This window comes from Phenylobacterium deserti (assembly GCF_003254705.1).
In the GTDB taxonomy this organism is placed as follows: domain Bacteria; phylum Pseudomonadota; class Alphaproteobacteria; order Caulobacterales; family Caulobacteraceae; genus Phenylobacterium; species Phenylobacterium deserti.
On record NZ_QFYR01000003.1, the window covers coordinates 57253 to 69445 of the forward strand.

Genomic DNA, 12193 nt, shown 5'->3' on the forward strand with positions numbered 1-12193 from the left:
CGCGAGGCCTTACCAGGCGATCGGCTGGCCATCCCAGGCGAAGAACCCCCCGCTGTCGGCAGGGCCAATGCGGTCGAGCACCGCAAGGAGGTGCGCGGCTGCCGTCTCCGGCGTGAAGATGCGTTCGTCAGCCTGGCGAGACACGAAAGGCGCGCTGAGCCCTGTGCGCACCGTTCCGGGGTGCAGCGCCACGACCGCAGCTTGCGGGTGCGTGCGGGCATGTTCGATCGCCGCGGTGCGGATCAGCATGTTCAGGGCGGCTTTCGAGGCGCGGTAGCCGTACCAGCCGCCGAGCCGGTTATCTCCAATGCTGCCCACCCGAGCCGAGAGGACGGCGAAGACGCTGGGGCGATCTCGAGGCGTGAGGGGCAGCAGGTGCTTGGCGCAGAGCGCCGGACCTATGGCGTTGATCCGGAACAGGGCCTCGAGCCCTTCAGGGGTCAGCGCCTTGAGGCTCTTCTCGGGCGTGAGGCCGTCCTGGTGCAATAGACCAGTGGCCACGATCACTCGGGTGAGATCGCCCGCGGCTCGCAGCTGCTCCGCGGCCGCTGAGAGGCTGACCTCATCAGCGATATCAGCGGCGATCCAGGTGAGCCGCGAATCGCCGCTCAGGCCGGCAGGCGGACGCCGGGATAGGGCCGCCACCCGATCGAAGCGCTCGTCGGCGAGCGAGGCGGCGAGCAGGGCGGCGCCCACGCCTCCGCTTGCGCCGACGATGACGGCGACGTCAGCGGCCATCGCGCCTCAGGATCGGACGCGCACGTACTCGCCGGGCGCATCGCCGAGCGGCTTCAAGGGACCTTTGGCGGGATCGCGCGCCGGGACCATCTTGCCCGACTTCGCCTTCAGCCAGGCGGCCCAGTGCGGCCACCAGGAGCCGGGGCTTTCCTTGGCCATCGCCTGCCACTCCTCGAGCGTGGCGGGCAGCTCGTCAGCGGTCCAGTGCTGGTACTTGTTGGCCGACGGAGCGTTGATGACGCCGGCGATATGGCCGGAGCCCGCCATGGTGAAGGTCACAGGGCCGCCGAACAGCTTGGCCCCCTTGTAGACCGAGCGGGCGGGGGCGATGTGGTCCTCCTTGGACGACTGGACGTAGATGGGGACCTTCACTTTCGCGAGGTCCAGCTTCAGGCCGTCCATCTCCAGCTCGCCCTTGGCCAGGGCGTTGTCGCCGTAGAAGCGCCGTAGATAGAAGAGGTGGAGGGTCTTGGGCATCCGCGTCTGGTCGGAGTTCCAGAACAGCAGATCGAAAGGCTTGGGCTCGCGCCCGAGCAGATAGTTGTTCACGAAGAACGACCAGATCAGGTCGTTGGAGCGCAGGGAGTTGAAGGTGTCCGCCATCGCCTGGCCGGACAGCACCCCGCCGCCTTCATCCATCCGGCGCTCCAGCTCCTTGAGCCAGTGCGGGTTGGTGAATAGGAGCAGGTCGCCCGCCTCGGAGAAGTCCTGCTGGGCGGCGAAGAAGGTGGCCGAGCCGATCGGGTTCACGCCCTTGGCCGCCATGTGCGCAAGGCTGGCCGACAGCAAGGTGCCGCCGATGCAGTAGCCGACGGCGTTCACGTGGTTGACCCCGCACTGCTCCATAGCCGCCGCGGAGCCGGCGTAGATGCCTTCGCGCATGTAGTCTTCGAAGGTCTTGGTGGAGAGGCTGGCGTCCGGGTTGACCCAGGAGGCGACGAACACCGTCAGGCCCTGGCTGGTGAGCCAGCGGATCATCGAGTTCTCGGCCCGCAGGTCGAGGATGTAGAACTTGTTGATCCACGGCGGGAAGATCACCAGCGGGATCTCGTGCACCTCGTCCGTGGTGGGGTCGAACTGCAGAAGCTCGATGATCTCGTTGCGGAAGACGACCTTGCCCGGGGCGGTGGCGACGTTCTCGCCGATCCTGAACTGCTCGAAGTCGGTCTGGGCGATGGCCAACTGGCCGCCGCCGCGCTGCAGGTCGGCGGCGAAGTTCTCCATGCCCCGCACCAGGCTTTCACCGCCGGTCGCCATGGCCTCCTTCAAGGCCGCCGGGTTGGAGGCCAGGAAGTTGGAGGGCGAGAAGGCGTCGGTGAGCATCTTGGTGAAGAACTCGACCCGGCGCTTGTCCATGGGATCGACGCCCTGCACCTCGGACACCAGGCCGTTCAGCCAGTTGGAGGTGAGCAGGTAAGACTGCTTGATCACGTCGAAGACGGGGTTCTCGCTCCAGTCGGGATCGTTGAAGCGCTTGTCGCCCTTGGCGGGGGCAGCCACCGGCTCGGCGCTTTCGCCGGCCGCGCGGCGGGCCGCCGACTGCCAAAGGTCCAGGTACTTGGAAAACAGCTCGGCCTGGGCGCGCATCATGCGGTCCGGCTGAGCGGCCAGGCGGCCCATGACCTCGGTCAAGGCGGGGGCCACGTTCATCGGATCGGGGTTCAGGGCGGCCGGGCGATCGGCCTGGCGCAGGGCCATCTCCGCGAAGACGCCCTGGGCGGTCATGGCCGCGCGGGCGAGGTTCAGCGACAGCTTCTCGATCTGCGCCCGCTGCTCGGCGGACATCAGGGCGGGATCGAAGGGCAGGGGCGGGGCCGCGGCGGCGCTTTGCGTGGCGGCTGCTTCAGCTTCGGCTTGGGGAGGGGCGGGCGCCGGCTCCGGCGTGGCCAGCTCCACCAACGGATCTTCGGGCAAGGGCGGCTTGGGCAGCTTGCCTGACATCTTCTTCTTCCGCGGCTCGGCCTCGGGCGTGGCGCTCGCGGCGGCCTGGTCGGAAGTTTGCTCGCTCATCAGACGCTTCCTCTCGCCCGGCATGCACGCGCGGGCCTTCCACCTTTTACGATCATCGCATAAGACCGTTGCGCAAATGAATGCGCCGCACCGCCTTTTTGTGAACGCCCGAGCCGCCCGCAAAGCGGTGCTCGTCTCGTTCTGCGCGGGCGCGGCCAGCCTGCTGGGCGGCTGCGTGGGCAATCCGTTGGCCGAGGCGCCGGTGGATCCGGCCTCGCCCATCGCGGCCGAAGTGACCCGAGCGGCGCGGATGAAGGCGCCGTACCCCAAGTTCACGGATATTCCGAAGGTCCCGACGGACGTGCGGCCGCTGCGCCAGTACGGCCAGGCCGCCGACGAGCTGGAGCGGGCGCGCAGCCAGATCGAACAGGCCACGGCGCCGCAGACCTGGACGCTGGAGAACACCGAGGGCTTCGCCAGCCAGGCGCGCCGCGCGGCCGGTCCTGAACTCGCCGCCCCCAATCAGGCGGACAGCGAAGCCTACGCAAACGAACTCCGGAGACGAGCTACACCGCCTCCGCCGCCCGCCAGATAGGGCTCGCGGAGGCCAAAAAAGTCTCGTCGCACGGCTTGGCGGACCCCTGCCCGGAGTCTATCCAAGCCCTGGCTTCAGCTCCCAATGGCCGCAACTGGGCAAGACGCGGCGCAAGAGCTCACAGATGACACCGGAATTCCACCGCATCCGCCGCCTCCCACCTTACGTGTTCGAGGAGGTGAATCGCATCAAGGCCCGCCTGCGCGGCCAAGGCGTGGACATCATCGATTTCGGCATGGGCAACCCCGACATGCCGACCCCCAAGCACATCGTCGACAAGCTGGTCGAAACCGCCACCGATCCCAAGGCCGGGCGCTATTCGGCCTCCAAGGGGATCGCCGGCCTGCGCAAGGCCATGGCGGGCTACTACGATCGCCGCTTCGGCGTGAAGCTGAACCCCGACACCGAGGTGATCGCGACCCTGGGCTCCAAGGAAGGGTTCGCCAATCTTGCGCAGGCCTTGACGGCGCCTGGCGACGTCATCGTCTGCCCGAACCCGGCCTATCCGATCCACGCCTACGGCTTCATCATGGCCGGCGGGGTGATCAAGCACGTGCCGGCGCCGTCCCCGGAAGAGTACCTGGCGGGCGTCAGCCGGGCGATCAAGCACTCGGCCCCGCCGCCATGCGTGCTGATCGTCAGCTACCCCTCCAACCCGACGGCCCAGTGGGTCGACGTGGACTTCTACAAGGACGTAGTGGCGCTGGCGAAGAAGCACGACATGCTGGTGCTGTCGGACATCGCCTATTCGGAAATCTACTTCGACGACAACCCGCCGCCGTCGATCCTGCAGGTCGATGGCGCCAAGGACATTGCGGTCGAGGTCAATTCGCTGTCCAAGACCTACGCCATGGCGGGCTGGCGCGTCGGCATGGTGGTCGGCAATGCGCGCATGTGCGCGGCGCTGGCCCGTGTTAAGTCGTACCTGGACTATGGCGCCTACACGCCGATCCAGGTGGCGGCGACGGCGGCGCTGAACGGGCCGCAGGACTGCGTCGGGGAGATCCGCGGCGTCTACAAGTCGCGCCGTGACTGCCTGGTGGCGTCCATGAAGCGGGCAGGCTGGGACATCCCGGCCCCGCCTGCGTCCATGTTCGCGTGGGCGCCGCTGCCCGAGCAGTACAAGGAGGCCGGCTCGATGCTGTTCTCCAAGCTGCTCATCGAGGAAGCCGGGGTGGCGGTCGCCCCGGGCATCGCGTTTGGCGAGTACGGAGAGGGTTACGTGCGCATCGGGCTTGTGGAGAACGAACACCGGATCCGCCAGGCGGCGCGCAACGTGAAGCGCTTCCTCGCGAACGCCGATGAGATCCTGGGCCGCGCCCACAACGCGATGGCCGCCCAATGAGCGGCCGGACCTATCGCATCGGCGTCGCGGGGCTTGGCACCGTCGGGGCCGGCCTTCTGAAGTTCCTCGGCGAGCGGCCGGACTTCGCGCCGGCCGGCGGCCGCGCCGTGGTGACGGGCGTCTCGGCGCGTTCGCGCTCGCGCAAGCGGCCTGTGGACATCTCGAACCTGCCCTGGTTCGACGATCCGGTGGCGCTGGCCACTTCGCCGGAAACCGACATCTTCGTCGAGCTGGTGGGCGGCTCGGACGGGCCGGCGAAGGCTGCGGTCGAGGCGGCGCTGAACGCCGGCAAGCCGGTGGTCACGGCCAACAAGGCGCTGATCGCCGAGCATGGCGCGGAGCTTGCCGCCTTGGCGGAGGCCAAGGGCGTGCCGCTGCTGTTCGAAGCCGCTGTCATGGGCGGGGTGCCGGCCGTGAAGATGGTCCGCGAGGCCCTGGTCGGCGACGACATCCGCTCCATCGCCGGGATCCTGAACGGCACCTGCAACTACATCCTGACGGAGATGGAGGCCACGGGCCGGGCCTTCTCCGAGGTGCTGTCGGATGCCCAGCGGCTGGGCTACGCCGAGGCGGACCCGACCATGGATGTCGGCGGCTTCGACGCGGCGCATAAGATCACCATTCTGGCGGCCCTGGCCTTCGGTTGCGCCCCCAGCTACGCGGCGGCGGAGATCGAGGGCATCGACCAGATCGAGCTGCTGGACATCAAGCTGGCGCGCGACCTGGGCTACCGGATCAAGCTGGTGGCCTCGGCGGACCGGTCGGAAGACGGCGTGCTGGTGCGCGTGCACCCCTCGCTGGCGCCCATGAGCCACCCGCTGGCGCAAGCGGGCGGGGCGCTCAACGCCCTGTTCATCGAGGGCGAGCGGATCGGCCGGATCTTCGTGCAGGGGCCGGGCGCGGGCGCAGGTCCCACCGCCGCGGCCGTGGCGGCGGACATCGCAGACGTGATGACCAACACGGTGCGCCCGGTGTTCCAGAAGCCGGCCGGGGCGCTTGCGCCGTTCACGCCGGTGGACCCGTCGCGCAGCATGGGTCGGGCCTATCTTCGGTTCCTGGTGAAGGACGAGCCGGGCGTGATCGCCGCGGTGTCCGAGACCCTGGCCGAAGCGGGCGTCTCTATCGAAAGCTTCCTTCAGAAGCCGGTGGAGAACGCAGACGGCGTTCCGATCGTTCTAACAACCCATGCTGTAGCGGAGTCGGTGCTGAACGCCGCTGTGGAGCGCATCGCGGGCTTGCCCGCCGTGCTCGACCGGCCGCGGCTGCTGCGCATCGCGCGCATTTAAGAGCAAACACAACGGCGCCGCCCGGCGTCGCTAGGGGAGACGCTGAGAGATGAGTTCCGAAGTTCTGGACCGCGGCCTGGTGCTCGACGCGGTCCGCGTCACCGAAGAAGCCGCTGTGGCCTCCTGGACCATGGTCGGCCGGGGCGACGAGAAGGCCGCCGACCAAGCGGCCGTGGACGCCATGCGGAACGCGCTCAACGAGCTCGAGATCGACGGCGAGATCGTGATCGGCGAGGGCGAGCGGGATGAAGCCCCGATGCTCTACATCGGCGAAAAGGTCGGCAAGGGCGGCAAGTCGGCCATCGACATCGCCCTGGACCCGCTGGAAGGCACAACCCTGACGGCCAAGGCCATGGCCAACGCCCTGGCGGTGATGGCCTGGGCGCCCAAGGGCACGCTGCTGAACGCGCCTGACACCTACATGGACAAGATCGCCTGTGGTCCGGGCTTCCCGGCCGGCGTGATCGACCTCGACAAGAGCCCGGCCGAGAACGTTCAGGCGCTGGCCCAGGCCAAGGGCGTCGACCCGTCCGAGATCACCGTCTGCGTTCTGGACCGTCCGCGTCACGCCGACATCATCGCCAGCGTCCGCTCGGTGGGCGCGCGCATCTACCTGATCACCGACGGCGACGTGGCCGGCGTGATCAACACCGCCGATCCGGAAACCGGCGTCGACCTCTACGTCGGCCAAGGCGGCGCGCCCGAGGGCGTGCTGGCCTGCGCGGGCCTGAAGTGCGTCGGCGGCCAGTTCCAGGGTCGCCTGGTGTTCCGCAACGCCGATGAGAAGGCCCGCGCCGAGCGCGTCGGCATCACCGACTTCGACAAGAAGTACGACCTGCACGAGATCGTCCGCGCCGACGCCATCTTCGCCGCGACCGGCGTGACCAGCGGCGCACTGCTGGACGGCGTGAAGGTGAAGGACGGCTTCGTCGAGACCCACAGCCTGGTCATGAACTCCGCCACCCGGACGGTGCGCCAGGTGCGGATGCGCCGACCGGTCTGACTTACGTCCGCAGCTGACGCAGGCTGCGGCTATTCGACTCGCGACGGCCCCGGGTGGCGACTCAGCGCTCCGGGGCCGATAGTCCAAGGTCGTAAGCTGCGACCTTGAGGAGGCGAGCCCCAGCATGGCGGACGGCGATTTCCCCATCGGCTATCTCGGTGTCACCCGCTCGTTGTCCGGGCGGCTGTGGCGCGAGCGGGCGGCCGATGCGGACCTGGTGCGCCGCCACCAACTGAGCCTGGGCCTTTCCGAGCCTCTCGCCCGCGCCCTGGCGGCGCGCGGCGTGGCCCACGAGCACGGGCCCCACTACCTCAATCCGACCCTAAAGGCGCTGTTTCCCGACCCGTCCACCTTCACGGATATGGACCGGGCCGCGCAGGTGCTGGTGGACGCCCTAGAGCGCAAGCGGCCGATGGTCGTGTTCGCCGACTATGACGTCGACGGCGCCTCTTCCGCGGCCCAGTTGGTGCGCTGGTTCCGGGCTATGGGCCACGAGCTGCCGATCTATGTGCCCGACCGCATCGTGGAGGGTTATGGACCATCGCCCGCCGCCTTTCGCCGCCTTCGCGAAGAGGGCGCCGAGCTCGTCATTACAGTCGACTGCGGGGCGGCGGCGCACGACGCGCTGAGCTGCGCCGCCGAAATCGGGCTGGATGTGGTCGTTGTGGACCATCACCTGATGCGCGGAGATGAGATCCCCAGGGTCGCCGCCCTGGTCAATCCTAACCGTCCGGACTGCGTGTCCGGCCAAGGGCACCTGGCGGCGGCCGGCGTCGCCTTCGTGCTGCTGGCGGCCCTGAACCGCGAAGCGCGCCGGCGGGGGCTGTTCGGCGAGTGCGCCGAGCCGGACCTGCGCCAGTGGCTGGATCTGGCCGCCATGGGCGCCATCTGCGACGTCACCCAACTGACCGGCTTCAACCGCGCCCTGGCCGCTCAGGGGCTGAAGGTGATGTCGAGCTGGAAGAATCCGGGCCTGAAGGCGCTGATGGAAATCGCCAAGGGGCAGGGGCCGGCTTCGGTCTTCCATGTGGGCTTCCTGCTGGGGCCGCGAATCAACGCCGGAGGCCGGATCGGTCGCTCGGACCTGGGCGCGCGCCTGCTCTCCACGGACGATCCTGAGGAGGCGAGGGCCCTTGCGGAGGAGCTCGACGCCCTGAACGCCTCCCGCAAGGAGGTGGAGAAGGAAGTCACGGACGCGGCCATCCTTCAGATCGAGCGGCAGAGCAACTTCGGCGACGATCCCATGCTTCTAGCGGCGGCTGACGGCTGGCACCCGGGCGTCATCGGGATCGTTGCGGGCCGACTGCGTGAACGTTACCGCAAGCCGGTGATCGTGGTCGGGATCGACCGGGCCGCCAACGTGGGCAAAGGGTCTGGCCGCTCGCAGCCGGGCGTAAACCTTGGGCGAGCCGTGCAGGCGGCGTACGAGGAGGGCCTGCTGCTGGCCGGCGGCGGCCATGCCATGGCGGCTGGACTTTCGGTGCGGCCCGACACCCTTCCGGAACTGCGCGCCTTCCTTTGCGAGCGCCTGGCGGCCGAAGCCGAGATCGCGGCCGCAGAGGATGGGCTGGAGATCGACGCTCTGGTGACCACCCGCGGGTGCGACCGGGCCCTGTGGCAGGAGTTTCAGCGCCTGTCGCCGTTCGGTCCTGGCAATCCGGAGCCGGTGTTCGCCGCCGCCAACGTTCGGGTCGAGCGGCCCATGGCCCTGAAGGGCGGCCACGTGCGCTGCACCCTGGTGGACAGCTCGGGCGGCAAGCTGAAGGCGGTGGCCTGGCGCAGCGCAGAAACTGAGGCTGGGCGGCGGCTGCTGGCCGAGGGCTCCTCCGTGCACGTCGTCGGGCGTCTTAAGCCGGACGACTGGCAGGGCCGCGAAAGCGTGGAATTCGAGATCGAAGACGTGGCGGACCCCCGCCGCGTGTAAGATTGAAAGAGGGGGCTTGCACCCCCACATCAGTCTGGCTATAGAGCCGCCCTCCGCGACGCGGTCCCTTCGTCTATCGGTTAGGACGTCAGGTTTTCAACCTGAAGAGAGGGGTTCGACTCCCCTAGGGACTGCCACGCGATCTCCCCCGAAATTATGGTTTCATTTCGCGCAAGCGCGCGACTGGAAACGACATTTTCCCCATTGACGCGCGGCGGCTTCCGCGAACAGTGTTATAGTCGGCTCGCATCCAGAAGTAGCTCAGGGGTGCGGCGCCGAGGGGCAAATGGCTGGTTTGGATTTCGAACAGGTGGACGCGCAGGAAGCTCTGCGGATCACCGGCCGCGTGAAGTGGTTCGACGCGGGTAAGGGCTATGGCTTCATCGTCCCGGACGATCCCAGCCAGACAGATCTGAAGGACGTGCTGCTTCACGTCACCTCCCTCCGAAGTTCCGGGCGTGAAAGCTGCCTCGAAGGCTCGCAAATCACCTGCGAGGTGGTTCGCCGCCCCAAGGGCTGGCAGGTCGCCGAGGTGCTGGACCTGGACGAAAGCTCGGCGCCTCCGCCGGCCGAGCGCCGCACGCGCGACGACGGCTTGCGCCGTGACCGACCTGACGGCGGCCTTGGGCTGCGCCAGAAGCGTCCGTTGCACGCCACCGGTCCCCTCGAGCGGGCCAAGGTGAAGTGGTTCAACCGCACCAAGGGCTATGGCTTCGTGGTGCGCGACAGCGAGCCCGGCGACATCTTCATTCATATCGAAACCCTGCGGCGAGCGGGTATGGAAGACCTGCAGCCGGGCGACGACGTGATGGTCCGGTTCGCCGAAGGGCCGAAGGGCCTTGTGGTCGCCGAGATCGCGTCGTCTGCTATGGCCTGAGAGTTCGGCCTCCCGGAGCAGCGTCCTTGTTTGCGAGTCTGACCGTCCGGCGTGCGATGCGCGCGCCGGACCTGCGGCGCGTCCGCCAAGCCCTTGCCGCCACCTGGATGGCGGTCACCAGCCTGGCGCTGGCCGCCTGCAGCCAGCCAGCGGCGGCGCTGCCGTTCTATGGCTACGAGGTGAAGGCCAGCTATCCCCATGACAGCCGCGCCTACACCCAGGGCCTGCTTTATCTGAACGGCGACCTCTACGAGAGCACCGGGCAGGTCGGTCGATCCAGCATCCGACGCGTGCGCCTGAAGGACGGGGCCGTGTTGCAGATGCAGCCGCTGCCGCCCGGCGTGTTCGGCGAAGGGCTGGTGAACTGGGGCGACGAGCTGATCAGCTTCACCTGGCGTGACCAGGTCGGTTACCGCTGGGACCTGAAGACCCTCAAGCAGCGGTCCACCTTCACCTACCCGGGCGAGGGCTGGGGCCTGACCCAGAACGGCAAGGAGCTCATCATGAGCGACGGCACGCCGTTCCTGCGGGTGCTGGAGCCGAAGACATTCAAGGAGCTCCGCCGCATTCCGGTGACCGCCAACGGCAAGCCGGTGTTCAATCTGAACGAGATCGAGTGGGTGAAAGGCGAGGTCTGGGCCAACGTCTGGCAGACGCCGCTGATCGTCCGGATCAATCCGGCCGACGGAAAGGTCACGGGGGTGATCGACCTGTCCGGTCTGCCCGAGGCGAAGGCGCAGGACCACGACTCGGTGCTGAACGGCATCGCCTATGACGCCAAGGGCGACCGGCTGTTCGTGACAGGCAAGAACTGGCCGCGGCTCTACGAGATCAAGCTGACGGGCCCCGTCGCCCGATGAACGAGGCCGAATCGGAGATCTCAACGCCGCCCGACGGCTTCGAGCCGCTTATCCGCAAGGGCGCGTTCTCGGTCCACAACGGGCCGTTTTTCTTTCGGCCGGGCGATGGCGAGGTGGTCGAGCAAGCCTTTTACGCCTTGCCGCGGCACGCCAACGGGCTTGGGCTGGTTCACGGCGGAATGCTGTCGGCCTTCATGGACGGTCTTCTCGCCGCCGCCGTGATCCGCCAAGCGCGCCGGCCCGCCGTCACCATTCATCTTTCGGTGGATTATCTGCACATGGCCCGCCTTGGCGAATGGGTTATGGGCGAGGCGCGCCTGACGCGGGCCGGCAAGGATGTGGCGTTCGCTGAAGGACGCGCTCACGTGGGCGGGCGCGACGTGGTTCGGGCTTCGGCCATCTTCAAACTGATGAACCGGGAGCGCTAGCGCCGCCTTTGCGTTGCTCCGCAGCGAAAACCCTTATATCGCAGAGGCCTTCCGGCGCTTTCGGGGTGTAGCGCAGTCTGGTAGCGCATCTGCTTTGGGAGCAGAGGGTCGCAGGTTCGAATCCTGCCGCCCCGACCAGGCGCCGGGTGATTATTCGAGGTTCGTCCATGCTCGCGCGTATCTACCGCCCGTCCAAGACCGCCATGCAGTCCGGCAAGGCCAAGACCCGCGACTGGGTCCTGGATTTCGAACCCAAGGCGGCGCGTCGTCCGGACCCTCTGATGGGCTGGACGCATACGAGCGACACCGAATCGAGCCAGGTGCGCCTGACCTTCGACACCAAGGAAGACGCGATCCGCTACGCCGAACAGCACGGGATTGCGTTCCAGCTGATCGACGACAAGCCGCAAAAGCACATCATCAAGGCCTACGCGGACAACTTCGCCTGGGGCCGCAAGGTGCCCTGGACCCACTGACCCCTGACGGGCGCCCTTAGCTCAGTTGGATAGAGCATCCGCCTTCTAAGCGGACGGTCGCAGGTTCGAATCCTGCAGGGCGCGCCAGGTGGGGGTTGGTGTCGTGGACCCTCGTCGCACTCCTCGAACGCGCGCGCACCATCGAGACCCGGTGAGGGGCGACGGACACACCGCATGTCGCGTCTTCGGCATGGCTGCCCCGCGACGTCTTAGAAACGCATGCGAGATCTCGGAACCACCGTCAGGAGCGCCGGTTAGCCAGAGCGGTCCGGCGCAGACCCTCGGCGCCGGCCAGTTCGAGGAGACTTCCATGACCTGCCAGATCGCGCCTTCGGGCAAGGCTGCTGCAGCCCTAGCGCTAGCCGCGGCTGCTCTGCTCGCCGCCTGTAGTCCGGGCGGCGGCGGTGTCAGCGCTGGAGCAGGCGATACGGCGGCCACCAACGCTGCAGCCAACGAAACGACGACGACGGGCCCTGGTCCTGGCGGCGGCACCAACACACCGGCGTCGACGGCCTCCGCGAACGGATCCGGGGCGACGGGCGGCGCCGCCCACTAGGCCGTCGAGCTCCCGTAGCGGCTGTCTGTCCGACACGAGCGAAAACTGTGGGGCAACAATTGTTTGCTTCGCAGCGCCTCCAGCCGGACGCTCCGGGCCCGGAGGGAACCCCGCAGGTTTGTTGCTGTTGATCAGCGACCTGAACCGGAGTGATC

The 12193-nt window shown here is 67.9% G+C and carries 12 protein-coding genes and 3 tRNA genes; 13 read left to right on the forward strand and 2 right to left on the reverse strand.

What is annotated here, in order from left to right:
• Positions 1-9: 9 nt before the first annotated feature.
• Both DJ018_RS12880 and phaC read right to left on the reverse strand, forming a co-directional pair.
• Complete coding sequence (locus DJ018_RS12880) at positions 10-738, reverse strand: SDR family NAD(P)-dependent oxidoreductase (protein ID WP_111515373.1); 729 nt, start codon at positions 736-738, stop codon at positions 10-12.
• Positions 739-744: 6 nt separating this feature from the next.
• The gene (gene phaC / locus DJ018_RS12885; protein ID WP_240609544.1) at positions 745-2748 is read right to left on the reverse strand and encodes a class I poly(R)-hydroxyalkanoic acid synthase; all 2004 of its coding nucleotides are present in this window, start codon (positions 2746-2748) and stop codon (positions 745-747) included.
• Positions 2749-2824: 76 nt separating this feature from the next.
• On the opposite strand from phaC, the gene DJ018_RS12890 reads away from it, so the two are divergent.
• From DJ018_RS12890 to DJ018_RS18975, 13 genes are all read left to right on the forward strand, one after another.
• The gene (locus DJ018_RS12890; protein ID WP_111515374.1) at positions 2825-3283 is read left to right on the forward strand and encodes a hypothetical protein; all 459 of its coding nucleotides are present in this window, start codon (positions 2825-2827) and stop codon (positions 3281-3283) included.
• 124 nt (positions 3284-3407) lie between these two features.
• A complete protein-coding gene (locus DJ018_RS12895) occupies positions 3408-4628 on the forward strand; it encodes an LL-diaminopimelate aminotransferase (protein ID WP_111515375.1) in 1221 nt (406 codons plus the stop codon).
• Positions 4625-5914, forward strand: coding sequence for a homoserine dehydrogenase (locus DJ018_RS12900; protein WP_111515376.1), 1290 nt, complete (start codon positions 4625-4627; stop codon positions 5912-5914). The genes DJ018_RS12895 and DJ018_RS12900 overlap by 4 nt, the downstream gene beginning before the upstream one ends.
• 49 nt (positions 5915-5963) lie before the next feature.
• Complete coding sequence (glpX, locus tag DJ018_RS12905; RefSeq protein WP_111515377.1) at positions 5964-6917, forward strand: class II fructose-bisphosphatase; 954 nt, start codon at positions 5964-5966, stop codon at positions 6915-6917.
• A gap of 124 nt (positions 6918-7041) precedes the next feature.
• On the forward strand, positions 7042-8841 hold the full coding sequence (recJ, locus tag DJ018_RS12910; RefSeq protein WP_111515378.1) for a single-stranded-DNA-specific exonuclease RecJ: 1800 nt from the start codon (positions 7042-7044) through the stop codon (positions 8839-8841).
• Positions 8842-8903: 62 nt separating this feature from the next.
• Positions 8904-8978, forward strand: a tRNA-Glu gene (locus tag DJ018_RS12915).
• Between the two features lie 149 nt (positions 8979-9127).
• Entirely contained in the window at positions 9128-9718 is a 591-nt protein-coding gene (locus tag DJ018_RS12920; protein ID WP_111515379.1) for a cold-shock protein, read from the forward strand.
• Between the two features lie 26 nt (positions 9719-9744).
• Positions 9745-10578, forward strand: coding sequence for a glutaminyl-peptide cyclotransferase (locus DJ018_RS12925; RefSeq protein ID WP_240609545.1), 834 nt, complete (start codon positions 9745-9747; stop codon positions 10576-10578).
• Complete coding sequence (locus tag DJ018_RS12930) at positions 10575-11006, forward strand: PaaI family thioesterase (RefSeq protein ID WP_111515381.1); 432 nt, start codon at positions 10575-10577, stop codon at positions 11004-11006. Before DJ018_RS12925 ends, DJ018_RS12930 begins: the two co-directional genes overlap by 4 nt.
• Positions 11007-11067: 61 nt before the next feature.
• A tRNA-Pro gene (locus tag DJ018_RS12935) sits at positions 11068-11144 on the forward strand.
• Between the two features lie 29 nt (positions 11145-11173).
• Positions 11174-11482 carry an ETC complex I subunit gene (locus DJ018_RS12940; protein ID WP_111515382.1) on the forward strand — a complete coding sequence of 103 codons (309 nt, stop codon included), beginning with the start codon at positions 11174-11176 and terminating at the stop codon, positions 11480-11482.
• Between the two features lie 10 nt (positions 11483-11492).
• Positions 11493-11569 (forward strand) — tRNA-Arg (locus DJ018_RS12945).
• Positions 11570-11792: 223 nt separating this feature from the next.
• On the forward strand, positions 11793-12038 hold the full coding sequence (locus DJ018_RS18975; protein ID WP_133254284.1) for a hypothetical protein: 246 nt from the start codon (positions 11793-11795) through the stop codon (positions 12036-12038).
• Positions 12039-12193: the final 155 nt, after the last annotated feature.

What these genes read in the sequence shown, in the direction of transcription:
- DJ018_RS12880 (WP_111515373.1), bottom strand. Translation starts at nt 738, where the DNA reads ATGGCCGCTGACGTCGCCGTCATCGTCGGCGCAAGCGGAGGCGTGGGC.
- phaC (WP_240609544.1), bottom strand. Translation starts at nt 2,748, where the DNA reads ATGAGCGAGCAAACTTCCGACCAGGCCGCCGCGAGCGCCACGCCCGAG.
- DJ018_RS12890 (WP_111515374.1), top strand. Translation starts at nt 2,825, where the DNA reads ATGAATGCGCCGCACCGCCTTTTTGTGAACGCCCGAGCCGCCCGCAAA.
- DJ018_RS12895 (WP_111515375.1), top strand. Translation starts at nt 3,408, where the DNA reads ATGACACCGGAATTCCACCGCATCCGCCGCCTCCCACCTTACGTGTTC.
- DJ018_RS12900 (WP_111515376.1), top strand. Translation starts at nt 4,625, where the DNA reads ATGAGCGGCCGGACCTATCGCATCGGCGTCGCGGGGCTTGGCACCGTC.
- glpX (WP_111515377.1), top strand. Translation starts at nt 5,964, where the DNA reads ATGAGTTCCGAAGTTCTGGACCGCGGCCTGGTGCTCGACGCGGTCCGC.
- recJ (WP_111515378.1), top strand. Translation starts at nt 7,042, where the DNA reads ATGGCGGACGGCGATTTCCCCATCGGCTATCTCGGTGTCACCCGCTCG.
- DJ018_RS12920 (WP_111515379.1), top strand. Translation starts at nt 9,128, where the DNA reads ATGGCTGGTTTGGATTTCGAACAGGTGGACGCGCAGGAAGCTCTGCGG.
- DJ018_RS12930 (WP_111515381.1), top strand. Translation starts at nt 10,575, where the DNA reads ATGAACGAGGCCGAATCGGAGATCTCAACGCCGCCCGACGGCTTCGAG.
- DJ018_RS12940 (WP_111515382.1), top strand. Translation starts at nt 11,174, where the DNA reads ATGCTCGCGCGTATCTACCGCCCGTCCAAGACCGCCATGCAGTCCGGC.
- DJ018_RS18975 (WP_133254284.1), top strand. Translation starts at nt 11,793, where the DNA reads ATGACCTGCCAGATCGCGCCTTCGGGCAAGGCTGCTGCAGCCCTAGCG.